The organism is Caballeronia calidae (assembly GCF_900044055.2).
GTDB classification, from domain to species: domain Bacteria; phylum Pseudomonadota; class Gammaproteobacteria; order Burkholderiales; family Burkholderiaceae; genus Caballeronia; species Caballeronia calidae.
The window spans coordinates 19,955-38,914 of record NZ_FCOX02000037.1 but is presented as its reverse complement, the minus strand read 5'-3'; the positions used below and the strand labels follow the sequence as shown (position 1 = coordinate 38,914).

General features: G+C 56.2%; 12 protein-coding genes. 7 read left to right on the top strand and 5 right to left on the bottom strand.

Annotation, left to right across the window (positions count from 1 at the left end; translation table 11 throughout):
• Window positions 1-985 precede the first annotated feature (985 nt).
• Window positions 986-3,166 (bottom strand): malate synthase G, encoded by a 2,181-nt coding sequence (locus AWB78_RS27655; protein ID WP_062609246.1) that lies wholly within the window; start codon window positions 3,164-3,166, stop codon window positions 986-988.
• A gap of 299 nt (window positions 3,167-3,465) precedes the next feature.
• On the opposite strand from AWB78_RS27655, the gene AWB78_RS27650 reads away from it, so the two are divergent.
• Together AWB78_RS27650 and AWB78_RS27645 are read left to right on the top strand one after the other, a co-directional pair.
• Complete coding sequence (locus AWB78_RS27650) at window positions 3,466-4,803, top strand: MFS transporter (RefSeq protein WP_062609244.1); 1,338 nt, start codon at window positions 3,466-3,468, stop codon at window positions 4,801-4,803.
• Window positions 4,804-5,141: 338 nt separating this feature from the next.
• Window positions 5,142-6,356 carry a multidrug effflux MFS transporter gene (locus tag AWB78_RS27645; RefSeq protein ID WP_062609242.1) on the top strand — a complete coding sequence of 405 codons (1,215 nt, stop codon included), beginning with the start codon at window positions 5,142-5,144 and terminating at the stop codon, window positions 6,354-6,356.
• 413 nt (window positions 6,357-6,769) lie between these two features.
• Here the strand turns inward: AWB78_RS27645 and AWB78_RS48535 are convergent, their stop codons facing one another.
• The 4 genes from AWB78_RS48535 to AWB78_RS49390 form a co-directional block, all read right to left on the bottom strand.
• Window positions 6,770-7,165, bottom strand: a complete 396-nt coding sequence (locus AWB78_RS48535; protein WP_232477903.1) for a hypothetical protein — start codon at window positions 7,163-7,165, stop codon at window positions 6,770-6,772.
• A complete protein-coding gene (locus AWB78_RS27635) occupies window positions 7,162-7,782 on the bottom strand; it encodes a hypothetical protein (RefSeq protein WP_062609240.1) in 621 nt (206 codons plus the stop codon). The genes AWB78_RS48535 and AWB78_RS27635 overlap by 4 nt, the downstream gene beginning before the upstream one ends.
• A 660-nt stretch (window positions 7,783-8,442) precedes the next feature.
• On the bottom strand, window positions 8,443-8,664 hold the full coding sequence (locus AWB78_RS49570; RefSeq protein ID WP_074173551.1) for a BPSL0761 family protein: 222 nt from the start codon (window positions 8,662-8,664) through the stop codon (window positions 8,443-8,445).
• A gap of 508 nt (window positions 8,665-9,172) precedes the next feature.
• Complete coding sequence (locus AWB78_RS49390) at window positions 9,173-9,712, bottom strand: DUF6471 domain-containing protein (protein ID WP_062609238.1); 540 nt, start codon at window positions 9,710-9,712, stop codon at window positions 9,173-9,175.
• 1,027 nt (window positions 9,713-10,739) lie between these two features.
• On the opposite strand from AWB78_RS49390, the gene AWB78_RS27625 reads away from it, so the two are divergent.
• The 5 genes from AWB78_RS27625 to AWB78_RS27605 all read left to right on the top strand — a co-directional run bounded on the left by AWB78_RS27625 (window position 10,740) and on the right by AWB78_RS27605 (window position 18,726).
• Complete coding sequence (locus AWB78_RS27625) at window positions 10,740-11,777, top strand: hypothetical protein (RefSeq protein ID WP_157697635.1); 1,038 nt, start codon at window positions 10,740-10,742, stop codon at window positions 11,775-11,777.
• 20 nt (window positions 11,778-11,797) lie between these two features.
• Entirely contained in the window at window positions 11,798-13,054 is a 1,257-nt protein-coding gene (locus AWB78_RS46770; protein ID WP_157697634.1) for a TnsD family Tn7-like transposition protein, read from the top strand.
• Between the two features lie 1,327 nt (window positions 13,055-14,381).
• Window positions 14,382-15,278: a hypothetical protein gene (locus AWB78_RS45370; RefSeq protein WP_062609232.1), complete on the top strand. Its 897-nt coding sequence runs from the start codon at window positions 14,382-14,384 to the stop codon at window positions 15,276-15,278.
• A 234-nt stretch (window positions 15,279-15,512) separates the two neighbouring features.
• Window positions 15,513-16,337, top strand: a complete 825-nt coding sequence (locus tag AWB78_RS27610) for a PDDEXK family nuclease (RefSeq protein ID WP_062609230.1) — start codon at window positions 15,513-15,515, stop codon at window positions 16,335-16,337.
• Window positions 16,312-18,726 carry a hypothetical protein gene (locus AWB78_RS27605; protein WP_063959025.1) on the top strand — a complete coding sequence of 805 codons (2,415 nt, stop codon included), beginning with the start codon at window positions 16,312-16,314 and terminating at the stop codon, window positions 18,724-18,726. The genes AWB78_RS27610 and AWB78_RS27605 overlap by 26 nt, the downstream gene beginning before the upstream one ends.
• Window positions 18,727-18,960 lie beyond the last annotated feature (234 nt).

The following is an 18,960-nucleotide window of genomic DNA, read 5'->3' as shown; positions in this document are numbered from 1 at the left end:
TTCGCATGGCGTTACAAATCAGCTCGGAACGTATTCGGGGGGTCTTGGAACGGCCGCTGCTGAGCGCCAACGAGAGCGCGAAGGCGCCAGTCCTAGGCGCATCGCCTGCGCTATCGCGAGCGGTCCAATTGAGGTCCATAGGGTTCGATCGTCTCCTTGGTTGCGGCTATTTACGCCGTCTCATTGACCTAGGCGGGCCAGTGAAACCGAGTTTATTCGTGAGGCTGCTGATCGAACAATCGCATGCCGAGGGAAGGACCTTTGCGGCAAAGGCAACGCCGTTGGCCAGCCGCACCCGCCTCAGAGGAAAGGCGCTCCGCCCGCGCTTGCTTTGACGAGACCTTAACGGCGAAGCGGGTCGTGACAACGAAGACCTCCCCGCTATTAACAGCCCAGCATCGCCTGAAGTCGGCGCCGGGGTTAGCGACTGCACTCCGGTCGTCCGCGTCGTTGCACTAGCGCAGAGATTGACAACCTCTCGTGGGGCAGGGCGTTGAAATTCTTTGTTGCCCTTTGATGCGCCACTACAAGTTCGCAGACGGGCGTCGTCTGCAATTGGCTATCGTATAGCTCGAGTAGGCGGACCAGAGGTTTGATCGCACTTGAGTGGAGGCTCCACGGAGAATCTAGGCTGGACGACAAACTCGCGCCGAGGCCTTCATCCGCCTGCAGAAAAATCGAAACATCGCCCTTCCCAAATCCAGCTTCAAATAGAAAGAATGACGAGAACATCGTTTTAACGATCGACCCCATATGCACCGCCTTTCCGTATTCGGTGCGCAAGGCCATAAGACAAAGATGGTTTCGTAGGGAAAGGTCGATAAGCTGCGCAGTTGACAACCATTTGACTTTCCCCCACGGTGAATTGCGGTCGAGTGCCATTTCGCGAGATGAAGTACGTGCCCGATTTCGATTTGAAACGAGCCGGGCCAGAGGTGAGCAAGGTTTCACACTATGGTTAGGGAAGACTCGTGGCAAATACGTGCTATCGCTTCGAGTCTTTTGCTATCGTTCGAAACCTGTGAAGTAGCGGCTCGGTGTAGCCGCTCGGCTGAGTTCGACCCTTGAAAACTAACTCGCATGCTGCTCGAAACGCTACCGAACGCCCCAGATTCTGTGACATTGACTCATAGCTTGGATCAGCGCGGTTTTGTCCATCCACAACGGCAGCCATCCGTTCAAGCGTCGACCTAACCTGTTCTTCCGAAACGATCCCGTGCCGCAACCAGTTCGCGATGTGCTGACTCGAGATCCGCAGGGTCGCGCGGTCTTCCATCAAACCGACGTTGTGAATATCCGGTACCTTCGAGCAACCGACCCCGCTGTCGATCCATCGCACGACGTACCCGAGAATGCCTTGCGCGTTGTTCTCTAACTCATTCTTGATGTCCTCTTCCGACCACGACGGTTTGTCGACGACCGGGATCGTCAGCAGACCTTCGAGCAGTTTGTCCTCCTGGCCCTCGTAGATCGTCGCTTCCAGCTCTTCTTGGACCTGCTGCACATCGACCTGATGATAGTGCAGCGCATGCAGGGTCGCGGCCGTCGGCGACGGAACCCACGCGGTGTTCGCGCCAGCCTTTGGATGGGCGACTTTTTGCTCGAGCATGGCGTGCATCAAGTCTGGCATCGCCCACATGCCTTTGCCGATTTGGGCTCGCCCACGCAAACCAGCTTTCAAGCCAACGAGAACATTGTTGCGTTCATAGGAATTAATCCAAGCTGATGATTTCATGCCGCCCTTGCGCATCATCGGGCCGGCTTCCATCGACGAATGCATTTCATCGCCAGTGCGATCCAGGAAGCCCGTATTAATGAACGCGACGCGCGCGCCCGCGGCTGCGATACAAGCCATAAGGTTCACGCTCGTCCGGCGCTCCTCGTCCATGATGCCCATTTTGATCGTGTTACGGGGCAAGCCAAACAGGTCTTCTACGCGCGAGAAGAGTTCGTCCGCGAATGCGACCTCGTCGGGACCGTGCATTTTCGGCTTCACGATGTAGATCGACCGGGTACGCGAATTGAACCTCTTCTCGAGGTCGTGCAAGGCTCCGAGCGTTGTCATCACCGCATCGAGAATCCCTTCGGGAATCTCATTGCCTTCACGATCCAACACGGCGGGACTCGTCATTAGATGGCCGACGTTGCGAACGAAAAGGAGCGAGCGGCCGTGCAGCGTGAGTCTGGAGCCATCGGGCGCGGTGTATTCGCGGTCCGGATTCATGCCGCGCGTGATGGTCTTGCCATTCTTCGTTACAAGCTCGGACAGATTCCCCTGCATTAGACCGAGCCAGTTGCGATAGAGCTGTGTCTTGTCAGCCGCATCGACGGCTGCGACCGAATCTTCGCAATCGATGATCGTGCTCACCGCCGCTTCAATCAGTACGTCCTTCACGTGCGCGCAGTCGGACTTGCCGATAGGATTTTCCCGGTCAATCTGGATTTCAAAGTGCAGATCGTTATGCTCAAGTAGCACAGCAGAGGGCTCGACCGATTCTCCCTGGTAGCCAGCGAACTGTCGCGGAGCATTGAGCGCACTCTTGGTGCCGTCCTTCAGCGTGACGACGAGCTTGCCCCGCTCAACACTGTATTTCGTCGCATCGGCGTGCGAGCCTTGCATGAGCGGAGCATAGTTGTCGAGAAACGCGCGCGCGTAGGCAATGACCTTCGCTCCGCGCTTCGGGTTGAAAATGGCGGTTCGCTCGGCGCCGTCGGACTCGTCGATTGCGTCAGTGCCGTAAAGCGCGTCGTAAAGGCTGCCCCAGCGAGCGTTCGCCGCATTCAACGCATATCGCAGATTGGATAGCGGCACGACGAGTTGAGGGCCCGCCTGTTCAGCAATCTCGCGATCAACGTCGGCGGTTGTTGCCCGTACGCGTGGCGGCGTGGGTACGATGTAACCGATGTCTTCCAAAAACTTGCGATACGCCCGCAAGTCCTTGACCGGACCGGGGTTACTGCGATGCCAGCCGTCGAGTTGGGCCTGTAAGCGATCGCGTTCCGCCAGCAGCGTTCGGTTCTTCGGAGCCAGGTCGTGAACCAACGAATCGAACCCCCGCCAGAACGCTGCAGCGTCGACCCCGGTGCCGGGAAAGGCCTCTTCCTCGACGAACCTGACAAGATTCGCGTCTACCTTCAGGCTTTGTTTTTGGGTCTTGTCGTTCATGGGCGCTCCAGCTCGATGTGCTACACCGCACAGGGGATTTCAGGTGGGCTCTATGGTAGCGGCCTCGCCGGTGCTGCGACCAGCCCTCTGGCTTTGCGCTGCATGCAATGGTGCTTACCACAAGGCTACCTAGTGTGTGATGCGACCAGTTTTTAGAATGAGATCGTCGCTTTACGCGTCTTTTGGTGCCGTCGAATGCGTGGAACTTGCAGACAAGACACTTGAAACAAGGCCTCGCTTGACCAATCCGATGACCGATCGAAGGGTTGGGAATAGTAGGTAAAAACTGGAGACAGACTGTGAGTTCAAATAGCGCTCGGCGCAAGATTGGGGCAATTTCGATTGGCAACTTAGGCGAGATCTACGATTTCACGGTCTTTGGATTTTCGGTCCCGTTCATTGCCGCACATTTTTTTCCATCCGGCAGTTCCACAGCGGCCATCCTCAGCACCTTTGCAGTCTATGCGGTCGCCTTCGTGGCACGGCCCGTCGGAGGAATAGTATTCGGGTACCTGATGGACCGTATCGGGCGAGTCAGGGTGCTTTCCATCACAATCTGGCTGATGGCGCTCGGTACGGCTGCCATCGGTGCGCTTCCGACCTACCAACAAATCGGAATCGCGGCACCGATCCTCCTCGTTCTCTGCCGGTTCGCTCAAGGGCTCGCGATGGGGGGCGAGTTCACCGGCAGCATGATTTACATCATGGAATCGGCGCCGAAAGGAAAGCGAGGCAGTTGGGTTGGCATCGCTTTCACGTTCGCTACTCTTCCCTTGTTTCTTGTCACAGTCATCCTGCTGGGATTCCAGACCATTACAGGAAGAGAGATCTATGCAGACTGGGGCTGGCGCATTCCATTCCTTATCGGCGGCCTGATCGGCATCGTCGGTGTCCAGATGCGGAAGAATCTTGAGGACCCTGAAGAATACAAACAGGCAGTTCGGAACGCCGAGTTCAACGATGCGCTTAGGAGCGTTTCGCGTTCCGCGCGTAAATCGATGCTCTACGTCGCGATGTTGATGCCAGTGCAGGCCATCACCGCATACCTGCTTCTCGGCTTTATGTACACCTTTCTGGTCAAGCAAGTCGGATTGGATTCCAAGACCGCATTGCTTGCGAACGGCGCGGGTATCTTCGTTTATTCTGCGCTTGGATCGGTTTCGGGTGCATTAAGCGATCGTTTCGGTCGCAAGGCTCTGCTGTCTGCCGGATCGTTGTGGATCGCTCTCTTCGCGTATCTGTCTATTTGGTTGGCGGCCAACGGCTCTCTGTTTCAGGTCGTGTTGGGGCAAGTCGCGTTGGGTATTGGCATTGGTCTGTATGGCGCCACGTGCACAGTCACCAGCACGGAGTTGTTTCCCACTCACTCGCGCGCAACCTCACATGCAATCGCATATCAAATCACTGTGGCAATCCTCGGAGGCACGACTCCCCTCGTATGTGCCTGGCTCGTAAGTGCACTACATTCGCCGTTGGCTCCAGGCTGGTATGTGACAGGTTTCGCCGTTCTTAATTTTCTGCTGATCCAGTTTCTGCCTGAAACGAAAGACGTCGATCTCCATTCGTCAGTGGAGGAGCCTGGCGCCGGCGAGCCGACTCAGATCCTTGCCGAGTCGGGTCGGACAGGAAACGCCTAACGATAGAAGCAAAGGAGAGACGGGGCGCGTTTTTCTTCGCAGTCGGATTTCAGCGATCCTTGTTATTTAGGTAAATGCACTGGCAGTGACCACGCAAATGCGCACCGACAGCACGAGGCAAAGACGAAGCAACCTTCGGCCAAATTGGTCAACGTGACATCACGACGTGGCAGGACGGTGAGTCGCGCGAAGCACAACAAGAACTCGAAGTTGATCAAGTGACTGTTCGTTGCGCCGAAATCCCCTCGCATTTTCGCCGAACCCAGAATCGGCAATGGGACGCAGTGCGTTCGACACGTGGCATAGATCCTTAATTGGGTCGAGGAAAAGCGTCTTGAATGAAGTCGAGGATGAGAGCACCTTTATGGCTGCTGGTCCTGATCACGATCAGTGGCACATTGGCAATGCATATGTTTGTTCCCGCCCTGCCAGATGCTGCCCGCACTTTCAGTGCGGGCAGCGGTGCAATGCAATGGACGATCAGTGTATATATCGCAGGGCTTGCCATCGGACAACTCGTCTATGGGCCGCTGTCCGACAGCATTGGAAGGCGGCCCTTGCTGATCCTCGGGCTCGCGCTCTACACCATCGCAGGCCTAGCTTCCGCGATCGCGTCAGGGCTTCACACGCTCCTTGTTGCGCGCCTTTTCCAGGCTTTGGGAGGTGGTGCGGGATTAGCACTAGGGCGCGCCATCGTGCGAGATTCGGCGCAAACAGATGAAGCCGCGGGTCAGCTTGCCCTTCTGAACCTCATGATGACGGTTGGACCTGGCTTAGCGCCGCTGCTGGGATCCGCGCTTGCCGCGACATGTGGGTGGCGTTCAATTTTTGTGCTGCTTGCCGCGCTGGGCGGTGTCACGTTGTTCTTTACGTATCGCTTGCTTCCGGAGACCGCTCGGCCAACAGGCACAGTTAAGCTTTCGGCGCTGACGCACGACTACATGTTGCTCTTGCGCTCACCTTCCTACGTTGGCCTGACACTTGGAGGTGGCTGCGCGACGACCTCGATCTATGCGTTTATCGCGGCTTCACCCTTCATCGTCTCGACGCAGTTGCATCGTCCTCCGCACGAAGTTGGAATTTATCTCGGGTTGGTCATTGTGGGTGTGTCACTGGGCAATACTTGCGCTCGCCACTTGATTCGAAAGGTATCACTTGACCGGATGTTGATGATTGGAAGCGCATTGGGGTTTTTTGCAGCGTTCGCGTTCATGCTAAATGTATTGATTGGAAACGTAACGATATTTTCGGCGATTGGGTTAATGTTCTTGTTCGCCGTCGGAGTGGGGATTGCAGGACCTTTGGCATTGACGAAGGCGCTTAGCACCAACTCGGCTGTCGTCGGAGCAGCTGCGGGACTTTACGGATTCACGCAAATGGTAGTAGGCGCACTGTGCACTTACACGGCTGGACTTGGCCAAAACCCGGCATTGTCTGCGGCGGTCGTCTTGACAATCGCGACGGTGCTCGGGATGGCCGGCTTTCGTCTCGCCCAGAGTTGGGATCGGGCATGCCGGCGGTCAACCGATCAGTATGCAGATGATACTCCGTGAAACCGAAGCCTTTTCGAGTCAATTCGACGCGAGTCCTTCGTACGTGACCTCTATCGAAATGACGCGCTAAGATTTTGGGCTATTTGGAGTATCTGTGGAGGACGCAGGTAGTGGAGATGCACTCTCGCGTGCATCGGGCAATCGAACTTCGTGAACCTCCCTAGAGGCGGCACTTTCGCCGGGTGGTCCAGTGCTCAGTCGACGTTTGAGTAAGATCGTATGACGTTTTCCGCGTCGTCTCTGCCTTGTTCGCAACAGGAAACATATCTCTTCTCATTGGCGGTGATACTTGGAAGAGACGCGGCCTCTGCTTCCTTCCTTGCACGATGTCTCCTCGCCGCCAACGATTGCACAGTAATTCTCTGCTGAAATACACGTACTGCAATAGTCGTGTCGGCTCGTCCAAATTCCTCTCACTTCGCTTTATCGAGCCTCTCCCGGCACCGTTCAAGCTCCCTGCTGAGCGAATCGATCTGCGCTTGCATAACGTTCGCCCTCTTCAGAAGATTGCCGACTGCATACCAATATTCGTATCCTAGGTCACCCTCCGCCACGGCTAGGTCATGAATCTTCTCGAGAGCTATCGTAGGATCGAACTCGTTCTCCGTAGGCATATCTCCCTCCTCAGTTGCGCTCGTTCTTTCACTCTCGCGCCGCGCGCTGGGTGACCAACAGAACAAAACGCCCTCGTTGACATATCGCGTCTTGATGCGCACTACCACCAAGCTGAGTACGAATCCAATCGCGGGGACGATCAGCAGCGCCGGATACATCAATGCGAACGTCCAAACCTGCTCTACGAACTTCATGATCTTTTCGTGCCCAGTGTGTTGCCTTTCTCCAGCTTTTGGGACTGCTTCGCGGCGGCTTTTGCCGTGCGCAAGACCCGCTTCACGTCGCCGCGTAAAATTGCCTGAAGCGGCGTCAAACCGCCAAGCGGCTCCATCGGCTCCGTGAAGAAGCGCCACTTGCTCCACCCGGTTAAACCGTCAAGCCGCCGCACGACCTTCGCTAGATCCTTGCGGTCGAGCTCGTTTGCAAGAAAAAAAGCCGGGTAGTATTGTTCGGCCTCCACTTCAACGCTGAAGACGCGTCCTGCGGAGACGCGTTTGTTCAGCCTCTGCTCTGTGATGCCCCAAGCGTCGCATAGGATTTCTGCGCGCAGCAACTTGCCTTCAGCGACTAAGGCCTTTCGCGGCGACATTCGGCGGACTGCACGGCGTTTAATTTTGCTCGATAGTTGCGCGCCTTGGCCACGTACTGAACGACGGTCCAGGTTTAAGACTGTGGCGACGCCCATAACTCGAGCCAGACTGATCTTGAACAGTCGCCCGAGCTCTGCGTCCGGAAGTTTCAGAAGCGCTTCGGCTGCCCTTAGGTCAAACAAAACTACTGCCACTGCCGCGCGGCGAAACAGGTGTTGCATCCGAGCCTCGACGATTGTTGAAACGTCGTTGGTAACGCCTGCAGACCGTGGCATTGTCGTTTCTCCCCATGGTTCGCCTCCTACCAGCCTCTCGCAAAATTTCGGGTGGCCTTCGCCGACGGAACTCGGTGCGAAATCAGGCGAGATCCACCCGCGAAAGCGCGGCCAGGGACCGGCGGTGGACCGACGCGCCCGAGCAGAGAGACCGCAAGCGACCCCGCGACCGCAATCGCAATCGCAATCTCGAACGGCGGGCGACCCGCTCTCCGGCTACCCCGCTCTTTCGTCGCAGCAAGCCGCGCCACCCTTGGCTGCCCTTATCATCCATACTGTCGCCGCCTTGCCATTTCGCCAGCGCTGCCCAGAGGTTCGGTCGAGCGATTGCAACGAATGCTTTCAAAGTAGCGATCGGATCGAAGGCTACATCTGTACGTCGTCGAACTGAGGCATGTCGTGATTGTTACGCGCAGACTCGACATCAAGATTCCTTCTCTGCTGCGCGGTCGAAGCCGACGCCGTCGTGTTTCCGAGGCGGCGAGGCCTCACCCAATTTACGAGCGCGTTCCGTTCAGTTCGTTACGGTTTATCACCCGTTGTTGCGCCGCGAGCGCTCCACTGTCGAATGTTCCGATAAACTAAAGAACGACGGAACGGCGTTAGCTAGTGAATCGGCCTGCGGCGAGCCTTCGCCGATTCGGCCCACAAATGAGGTAACGCCGCGGCCATGACGTCAATATCAACGTCGAGCGGATAGTGCCTCAGTAATGTCATTGCTAAGGTCCGGACAAGATCTGGCGAATAGGAGCCGCGTCCCTGAGCCAGAGTCGCCAATAGTTCACGTCCTCCAAGAATCGCTCGCGTTCGTTCCTCAGGGGTTGTCATAGCGACTTAGTCCGCAAAAGGTGTCAGTTATTTCTTTGCAACCTGACACGCCGTTGACCGAGCACCATTGATTCCAGACGCACTGGGCTTTTGCGTCATGTCTGCTTGAGCCCACGAGAACGTACACCCGCCGCGAATATGTGTTCACGCGTCCAGTCTTGGGATCAAAGTCTTTGATTGCGGAGCTAACTCGGCCTGTGCTTTCTCGTGCGTCGATACCGACGACATGACGTGTGTTGTCGGGGTACACCAACATGACGCGCCAATTGACAAGTCGAACCTCAAATCGGTTGCCCGCAAATCGGGGGGTTACGTTCGGCATAGCCGCTTTCCGGGTAGCGGTGACTCCGGACGCGCGCGCATTCCAGCGGGCTTTCCGGAGAGCTTCGGTCAGACGACATTTATTCGACTTTTTGCCGACCACTTGGCGTGCGGTTCCGCACGTCGTATCGCAATGTCGAGTCTAGCGGAACAGCGAAAAACATCAAGACAATTTCATCCTCTTCCTTTAGCTTGCCGACGCCCCGTCACGAGCGATGGCATTGACATAGGAACTGTCCAGATAAAGCTGGACTCCATCGAAACGGCAGACAGTTGCACACTGAAAGAAAAGCGTAGTGGAGAAGGTGCCTTCTCCGACCTGCGTCTCAAGGTCATCCGCATCGATCCAGATACCGATTTCTTCCAGACGGCGAGCAACTTTGGGCCAGTCCAACCACGGCTGCGCACCTAGTTCGGCGTGGAGTAGCGAGGTTGCGCGCTCGGGCCAGGACGCTGTCGATGACATCACCGGTGCCCAAGAAAGGGGGTATGTCGCGCCAGAGGCGTACACAGCTTGCAAGAAGAAAGAAAAGCGAAACCGTCCCCTCTGAACTTTTCCTTCAACAGAGCGAGCGGACTCGGTCAGTCCAAGCGCCGAGAGTCTCGATGCGAGTTCGGCGTAGCTGAGATCTTGCCGAGCCAACGCAACTCGCGTCGCCCTCGAAACGAGGCCGGCCCATGCAGCCTCGATCTGCTCATCACGCACGCCTTGATTTCGCGCTCGCATGTAGTACTCTGGTTGGTATGTTGTGTTTCGTGTGTAAACGCACGCCAGTTCTCTCGCTCAAAAGTAAAATTACAGACAGTTGAGACAGTGATTCCTCGCCCCATCGTGATCCTTGGTTCGCGCTGAATGGGCAGTTTTGGAGAATCACGTCATGGCCTCATTTCTCTACCTCGGAATCGAGGGGGTAGTGCTTCGTATCTATGGGCGAAGCTGCGGCCAGCATCGGCCCCGGTCAATTCTCTCGGCTCAACCTCTTCCTCTGCTTCATCCGATTTCGGACCTCGTCGCGAGACAGCATGACCTGTCGATCGTACTTAACACCTGGCTAGTTAACGATTACGGCTTTCGGTCACTTATCGCTCTATTGCCGGATTCGATTGCCCACCGAACAGTCGGTGCAACCATACCCGGAAATCGACTCCACAGGCATTTCATCGCATACCACGGTCGTGCGGACATGCTTCGAGCAGACATCAAGCGACGCGCGCCTTCCAAGGTAACGATTATTGATGCTTCACGCAGTGCGATTCCCGACGAGTACGGAGACCGATCAATATGGGTCCCTCCTGCGAGTTGCCGCCATGTGGGTGTCGTGACGACACGCCTCACACATCTCCTCGGAGCCACGCAAGCTCAACAATCGTAACACCAGCCTCGTAGTAAACGACTAACTCCGCGCAATCCGCATGAGCAAGGTCGTTTCATGCCACGGAGTCGAGTGTTCGTGAGAGTTCAGGAAGACCGTCAGATCGCAAAGCCATAGCCCATTTGTACGTTAGCCGGCATGTGAATCACGAGCGATGGAAACTCACCGGTTGCCGCAGGGGAAACAGGTCGACAGATGTTCCATTCCGAGTCACGGGCGGCAAATCCGCTTGTACACAACGTCGCTGAGGCAGAGGCCGTCGCGAGTAATATGTTTTCGCAGAAGCCGGCGCGATGTGGGTCTGTGAACTTACCAGCATTGTCCGGATCCGAGCCGTGCATCGCTGACATGGTCCGACAAGAGATCTTGAAGGAGGTGCTCATGCAAATACGTACGTCCTACCTCGACCGCGATCTCCTGAACCCGCGTTTTCGCGATTTCACTATATCCGCAAATCGCGCCTTACATTTTCGGCGCGACCGCCGTGGTCATGACAGCCCGATCACATTCGGTTCAGTGCCAGGAGCAACATCCCGCAGTATCCTTGTCGCCGCCCCGGTGCGAACGGGCCGCCGCGTGCTGGCAGATCTGATTGAAGCGATGTTCGGCCGTGAACCCGCGGTTCACCGAATTTCGCTCGGAGGAGGACAAACCGAGGTCGTGCAGTTACATTTGGTTCGCGTCGTCTGGCCCGTGCACGGGAGCGTCCACGAGTTCGCTAACGCCGTCCTTGCGGCTTTCGACGCTGCCTTGGACACAGACTATGCTCGGCTGGCGGCTACTCCTTTATTCAGTGACCGGCACCTTCTTGTTGTCGTCCGCTGCCTAGCAGTCGTCACGAATCTTGGTCTATTAGTCGTCGAACGGATTAACGCTGCGGAGGCGATCACAAAAGCCGCGGCACTCACTTGGAGCGCGATTGCAGAATTCACCAGGATGACTGGAATTCCGGTTTTGTGTATGGCGACCCCAGGCGCAGCGCTCGCTGCACTTCGATCAGGCCTCTCCTGCAATGCACCGTTCGAGATTTGCCCGTCCGAGAGTTGCACCGATGACTTCTGGCTACAAGTTTGCGGGTCGATCTACGCTTTCACCGTAGGAACTGTGTATCCAGGGCCTATGCCCAATTGGCTACCGAAGGCTGCGCATAGATTGACGCATGGCTATCCGGGACTCACTTCGAAGGTGCTGACAAGCATGGCTGTCGAAAGCGCTGCTGCCTCGGACGCCCGGACCATCACACGAAACATGCTCACGTCTTCGGGAAAGCGTGCACTTGTTCTGGATCAGCCCAGCCTTGACCAAATCGCGGCGTTCCGCAGGCGCCGCGGAGAAAGACTGCCGGACGTCCGCATATTCGGAGACTGGTTGCCCCTGCATGAGTTCCAGTCGTCGCCGTTCACGTCCGTACCCAAATGACGGAAAAGGAGTCGCGTGCCATGTTGATAACGTTGTATGAAGCTGGACTATCTGAAACGGCCTTCAGCCTCGCAACCGCAACTGCTGACACGACTTTTAGTCCGCGCATTCGTCAAATCGTCACCACCGTATTCCGCCGCGGCAACCCCCTGCTCCACACCGCTCCTTGCCGCATCGGGCAATTTTGTGACCTCACGAACCGGCTCTACGGTGAACCTCGCCAAGTACTGATGGAGCGAACGCTCTACCCTCTGTTCATGTCGTGCTTGACAGCGTCGTTAGCTCAGAGGTTAGAGTGGCAGGTCTGTTCGACCGATCAGCCTCGCTTATGCTGCCCGAGTCTGCCGTTGCCGCTACAAAGCGCCAACAGGTACGGCCTTGAATGCAAGGAGTGCACCGCGCTGTCACTCCAAGCGACAGGGCGACGATGCTCATTCACATTCCACTGCATTCCACTTTTGACTCGATGCGCTATTCACGACACCGCGCTGACATTGGCTGACCCGTGCAGCGCGCACGAGATCAATATGAGGGTATTGGATGAACGAAGTCGACGCTCAAACAGTCTGCGGCTGGGAAAAATTCTGTACCGGATGTACCAGTCCGCGAAGGTCCAGTCCGCCGTTGAGGATGTACGGATCCTCATACGCGAGAGGGGATACGTCCCCGAGCACGGACGGTTGCGAGCGAAGGACTTCAGCAACGACTTCCTTGCCTTTTTCTCGGACGGATTTGAGGACGAGCGCATTATCGTTTGGATCAGAGAGCTCGGCATGCTTTCGCCTGCGCTGCGCTCGTTGCTCTACGACGACCGCCCCGCGCATCCCGTCGCGGTCGCTCTACTGCGGATGGCTTTGGATGTGATCGCCTGCAAACGACCGACAGCCCGCCTCAGGGCTCCCAAACAAGTCGATGGCAGGAGTTCGCCGCCTAATGAGGTCGAGCGACGGGCGAAACGGACGCTCTGGGAACAGCACCTCGCACGAGGGATAGGGTTGACGCGCACACAAGCAAGGTTGGCGGCACCCGCTCTGTGGCGATGGCTCAATCTGTACGATCACGATTGGCTGCTCGCGCATCAAGTCCCACCCCTCCCCAAGTCCAATGGTGGGCGGCGCATCCAATGCAACGATGCGATCAGCAGCTTAGTAAAGGCCAGTTTGCGCGACGCTTGCAACCCCACAGATGCCGACCGGCCGAAGTGGAAATATCGGGCGCGGATCAGTTGCGGCTTGACGCAGCGGGTTTTCGATCGATTAGTTAAGGATCGACCGTAAGTACGCGAGGAGTTGTATCTTCTGTAAGCGTAGGGACGGCGTGCGGACTACAAATTGGGCCGAGCGAAGTCGCGAGGGCGGAGGAAGCACTTGCAACTGCACACAGTTAGGCGTAGCATAAAACGGCCAAATTTGCATAGTACTGCGAAATAGCTATTTTGTCAAGTGCTCGAGGATGCGGAGTCTAACCGCAAGCAAACGTTGGAGACTTAGACAAGTGCTGAGAGCGACGAACTAAACCATCGCACAAAAAACTACGGCGCATCAGGGCTGGCCCCCTAATGCGCCGTCTGGCTGGTGCACCCTTAGATAGGGTTCACGCGATCACACGCGCGTAGAATCTCACAAACGGGTGCGCCTTGTCAACACACGCCTATACAAAGGCACAAGGACGCTCCATGACGAAGAAAACACCGCAGCAACTGAATCGCACGATAGTGCGAAAAGTACGCGTCACGACTTCGCGCGACCTGACCGGACTCCCCCCGCCGGTATTCCCCGGTTCGAAGCGAGTGTCGCCACCTGCTGTCGCGAACGCGCCAGCCACCTCAGACGCGCCATCAAGCACGGAACCGACTGAGAGCGAAGCGAGAGCACCCTCTTCCGCGCCAGGCACCGCGCCGAACAGCGAAGCTAATAAAGAGCATCTGACAGCTTGTGCTCCGAAAGACTTCGGAAGCGGACCCTCTCGAACCTGAGCTTACACAGCCTGGGCGACCAATCGACGTGTCGATGAGAGAACGGATGCCATGCGAGCGATTTATCGGCCGTTCTAAGTAGCTACGCATGGTGGATCTGGCATCGAGCGATAGTGCCCACTTTGTGGGGCGCGTGGCCCTTTGCGCCCCACAGAGCATTACCCATATTCATGTGCCTGGCGTGTCGTCGCCCGGCAAATCGGGAAATCGGCGGTCATGGGGAGGACGCAATGAGCACGGACGGTAACTCATCGAGCAGCTCTGAGATCGCACCGGTCACGAAGGTCGAGGGAAACCCTCTCCAGCAAAACATACGAGCCATTCCAACGCTTCAAGAAGCGATGACGCTTACTACGCGTTATCCAAATCTAGAGCCCGAAAGTTCGACGCCACACGAGGTAATTGTAGGGGGAGCCGCCGATACGTTTGTGAGCAACCCAGAAGTCGGTCGAGCATTCGTAAGCGTCGTCTCCCTTATGTGGAGTTCTTATCACGACCGGGACCTTCGCAATCCAGAGTATCGCGAGTACGCTTCAAACGCAGCCGCCTTTTTCCGGACCGAACCTAAGAGAGGTAGACACCTCGTCCCTTTACGCTTTGGTATCGCCCCACATGCAAAGGCACGAGGCATGATCTTGATCGCCCCGGTACGAATGGGTCGACGCTTGCTCGCGGACATCCTCCAGTCTGAAATTGGAAGCAAACCGCGCGCCGTCCGAATTCCAGCAGCGGACCGCTTCACAGACTACCTCCAGCTTCCTTGCCTTCGAATGCATTGGCCGCTCAATGGAGAACTTGGTGGGCTCGCTCAAGGATTCTTTGGGGCGTTCGACGCGGCATTCAACACAGTGTTGGCAGACAGCGTACGTTCTATGCGCTTCCGTGAGAGAGATATTCTTCCGGCGATGTGTACTCTGGGCGTTGCGGCAAATCTAGGCTTGGTTATTGTCGAGCGCATCAACGTTGAAGACGCCACTAAAACAGGAGCGGCTGCAACGTGGAGTGCGATAGCCCAGTTCACACGAACAACGGGAATTCCAGTCCTCTGCCTCGCGACTCCAGGAGCAGTAGCCCTTGGTCTTCGCTGGCTGCCAGGTTCACGTGGGGACCTAACAGCCGCCGAGCCGGTCGAACTCGTGCCAACAAGGAGTTCTCGCGACGAGCGCTGGGTATCGATATGTCGGGCGCAGTTCGATGCAACGTTGGGGGTTCTTGGGATCGGTCCTATGCCGCACTGGCTTCCCGACGCCGCTTACCTTCTGACCCTGGGTTTCCCAGGGCTATTGGCGAACGCGCTCAGAGGCATCGCCCTGCATCTCGCTACCCTTGAAGCGACGGTGTTCAACGAAAAAATCTTCATTAAGCACGGCAAGCTCGCTCTGCTATTGGAAACGCCTGACATCGATGCAGTGAAAGCTATCCTGGCGCAACGAAACCCCAACCCAGCTTCACTTATTAAATATAGCGACTGGTTGCCTGTTGCGAAGCTTCGGCCCGTGATTTCTCTACCGGAACTGGAAGGCTGAAAAGTCAATGTACCGGAACTGGATAGTGTCCGCCACCATAGTTCGAGAACGGCAAATTGCCAGGACCGTTTTCGCAAAGCTCGCGAAACGCTCCGAGATCTCGCTGCTGCATCTCGCACACCGGTGTTCACCTGGAAAGCTCGAGCACGCGCAGCGAAGGGAGTTGACAGGCCGCATCAATGACGGATCGACCAGTCCGTCGACCTCAGAACACCTGCCATCTGAAGGCTACGTATGGAAAAGTTCAATGTGTTCGATCTGCCTCTGCCCTTCGAGATGCCACCTTTGGTCCCGCTTCCAAAGCGAGATTCGCACAACGTGCTGCACGGAGCCAAATATGTACCGTTCGCCGAACCCGGGGACCTGACGTTTGGAACCCGCAGCACATGGCCCGGAGTCAAGGTTCTTCGGACCCATATAGCCCTGTCGACGAACGAACTGCGCGCCATTCTGCATTTCAGCTTTTTTCCATACGTCAGAGACATCCGAGAAGAATATCCAGTGTACGACCGCGACGCGTATTACCGGGCAAAAGCGAACGGTGTCCGTATGCGGAGGGCTGATCTCAAGAGATGTGACATCAACCTGACCTTGGTACTCCCGCCTGACTTGGGTTTGCATTACCACATAGTCTCCATCAAAGACAGTGACGATGAACTTGAGCCACCGACGCTGAAGAGGGAGGTGAGCGAGCAGTCGGCCATCGTCGAGCGTGAATGGACCTGGCAAATGATCCGCGGTAACCGCTTCACCAAGAAGGCCTACGGTAATAACTTTTTGATGAGTCGCTGGATTACTCAAATGGACATTTGGGACTACTACGATGAAGCACGAATACTCGCAGGTCGCGTGAAAACACGGTCGCTCAGGGGAACCCTTGCACACATTCTCGATCGTCATGCTCGACACATGGGCGTGTCAATCGACCATGCCTTCGAGTTGTTTGCAGTGGCCGCTTCCTTCGGATTTCTGTACGTGGATCACAACAAATATCTGCGTGAGGACTTGCCGCTGTTCCTTCTTGAGGATTTCGATGAAAAAGGAAAACCCGCCCCTTAAACCTCCAGTTGCCAACGACATTGTCTTGTCACAGCTGCGGCAGCTTCACGAGGCGGTTTGGCCCGCAAACCTTTACCGCTACGCAATCTACACGCTTTCGGACGACGAAGAGGGCGTAGCTTACATCGCCGTTGCATGGGAACCAGACTCGAGAACCCTCTATGCTCAGACGATCAACGTTGGGACGCCTCCACCCGCATGCCGCATTCCAAGACCCATTAATGTAGACGCTCAAGACTGGGCATCAAGAGTGAGGCCCATAGCAAAGTTGACCCGCCCGCGATGCATGGAAGTGCCGCTCGCCAACGCGCCCGTAAGCTCCTTGGTCGGTTGGGAAGATCGCGTGTCCTTGGTTAAAGCACTCCTCATGGTCGACACAGTCGGAAAGGGACGACCATCCGACTTCATTGTCAATGACTTCATAATCATCGACTCCTCGCTTCGAAGTCAACGCATCGAAGAGATGCGCAAAGCTATTGGTGGCGGGAAGGGATTCAGGTCGTACGTCCTGAAAGTGGTGACGAGGTTCTTTTGGTACGGAGGGGATTACGGGGCAGATGACGGGAAAGGCTGGAACACGCTGCTTGCCCGAACCGAAGACCGCGGAGGTCCTGGGAAGAGACGCCTTTCACCTGCGACAAAACCTGGGCCGCTATCGGCAAAAGAAAAGCTCGCCAAAGCCCGTGCGCAGGCGAACGGCAAGGAGTATGTGCGAAAAGCAAGACGCGTCGACGCGCACGATATCGAGAACATGAAGGAGGGCCTCGAACTCGATTGGGCGGGGGGTGACAAGGTGAGCTTAGCCACGACCCAAAGCCGAATGATCCCCCGACGCTATAAGTATCGTCCCGTTGACGATACTCCATCATATCGTCGCATGAGGTACAGATACAAAGAAATCGTCCAAGACAATGGATTGCTTGCACTAAGAAATGGACCGCAAGCTACATCCAAAGACGTGGATCCGCGGCCGGGAACGTCAAGCGAGCTAACTCAATCTGTTATCGAGATTCTGGATATCGACGGGTTTCACTTTAAGATTCCCGTCGGCGCCCGTGTTTTGGGAAAGGTCCAAGCCGTACCTTTGATCTTGATCCTCGCTATCTCACGTTTGACCGGAGCTCTCCGGGGGTATGCCATATGTACCCAGGGTGAGACCGGCGAGGGTTACCAGAGATGCCTTATCTCAGCGTTACTTCCTATGGATTACTATTTGTCTGAACTTGGCTTAGATCCGCTCCCGGGGCTGCTGACTGGAAATTTCGACGGAATCTGCAATGACAATGGTCCGGGGAAGTCGCGCGCAGTTCGCTCGTCGGTGACGAATTCCTACGGCGGAATAATGTTCAACCCCCCTGGAGCTAGGCCGGATCTACGGCCTGTCGGCGAGCGCTTCAATGAGATACTGATACGCATCGTGTCAGAACAGACCGAACAAGGCTACTCACGCGAAAACAATCTTTTTGAAAGGGCAAAACGTCGTGAGAGGTCTAAGCTTTCGCCCATTTTGCCTCGTCCGCTTGAGAGAGTCGTCCTGCAGGCGATCGATGTATATAACCGAACGACCGATAAATCGAAGCTTCGCACGGCGAGAATGCGAGACGCAGACTGCGGCATAACTCCTGACAAGCTTCACGAATACCATCAGAAGAGGCGGCATGGACAGGGGGCTCGCATTCGAAGTGCAGATGAAGTTTTCGATACCTTCTTACCGTGGACGAAGAGGACATGCAATGACGCACGTGTTCATTGGGAGAACGCTCGCTACTCGTCCGCCGAGCTCAAGGATGCTGCAATCATGCACTCGCGCAGACCGGGAAAGGAAGCGTTTGTCGTCGAAGTCAAGAGTCCCTATCACAAGGCCGGCAAGATCCTGTGCCGTATTCCGGAAGGGGAAGTCTTCGAGATCGAGATGATCGAGGAGGACAAGATCCGGTTTGGAGAAGACCTGACATGGCTGGAACTGACTTTTGCGAAGATGGACGACGATATACGACGAGCCGAGGCGGCACATGAGAAAGCGAAGCTGACTCAGCCGACGAAGCGAAAGTCGGCTCAGAGGGTCAGCGTGAAGACTCAGCAGCAGTTAGACGACATCGAGGGCTCTCGCACCGATGAGTTCGCAGGCGCTGTCGGAGCGACCAAGAGCGCAGCGAAACGCAACTCCAAGGCCTTTCGCGCGCAACAATTGTTGGAACAACAGAAAATTGCATATGGCGCGAATGGGCGGTCGGCAGATGAAGCTGACACCGAAGGAACTACGTCGGGAACGTCCGGGAACACGACCGCGGACGATACGCAGTCGAGCGATGATCCTCTCGCCGATGCAGCTAGACTGGCAGAAAGAGCTTACCTCGCGAGAGGTAAGCAAGGCGATCCGACGAAATAGGACAACCCTCCCATAACCAGCGCGGACGCCGCAGGATACGTTGGCGCTCTTTATCCCCAACTATTGACCATCTGTGACAAACTTGACCGCAATATGAACCGTATAACTCAATGAAATTGCGCGCGCGGTGGTTGGCGCGGCTTTGCCGCGCCAGGAAAGCCTCGATAGCGTGTATCTACATCTAACGTCTCAACGTATTTGCAACTAATGTCTCGCGACACCATGCTCTCACGC

Bases quoted from the DNA above. Each gene is read 5' to 3' on its own strand.
- AWB78_RS27635 (WP_062609240.1), bottom strand. From the start codon at position 7,782: ATGCAACACCTGTTTCGCCGCGCGGCAGTGGCAGTAGTTTTGTTTGAC.
- AWB78_RS27625 (WP_157697635.1), top strand. From the start codon at position 10,740: ATGCAAATACGTACGTCCTACCTCGACCGCGATCTCCTGAACCCGCGT.
- AWB78_RS27645 (WP_062609242.1), top strand. From the start codon at position 5,142: ATGAAGTCGAGGATGAGAGCACCTTTATGGCTGCTGGTCCTGATCACG.
- AWB78_RS49390 (WP_062609238.1), bottom strand. From the start codon at position 9,712: ATGCGAGCGCGAAATCAAGGCGTGCGTGATGAGCAGATCGAGGCTGCA.
- AWB78_RS45370 (WP_062609232.1), top strand. From the start codon at position 14,382: ATGATCTTGATCGCCCCGGTACGAATGGGTCGACGCTTGCTCGCGGAC.
- AWB78_RS48535 (WP_232477903.1), bottom strand. From the start codon at position 7,165: ATGAAGTTCGTAGAGCAGGTTTGGACGTTCGCATTGATGTATCCGGCG.
- AWB78_RS27610 (WP_062609230.1), top strand. From the start codon at position 15,513: ATGGAAAAGTTCAATGTGTTCGATCTGCCTCTGCCCTTCGAGATGCCA.
- AWB78_RS49570 (WP_074173551.1), bottom strand. From the start codon at position 8,664: ATGACAACCCCTGAGGAACGAACGCGAGCGATTCTTGGAGGACGTGAA.
- AWB78_RS27655 (WP_062609246.1), bottom strand. From the start codon at position 3,166: ATGAACGACAAGACCCAAAAACAAAGCCTGAAGGTAGACGCGAATCTT.
- AWB78_RS46770 (WP_157697634.1), top strand. From the start codon at position 11,798: ATGTTGATAACGTTGTATGAAGCTGGACTATCTGAAACGGCCTTCAGC.
- AWB78_RS27605 (WP_063959025.1), top strand. From the start codon at position 16,312: ATGAAAAAGGAAAACCCGCCCCTTAAACCTCCAGTTGCCAACGACATT.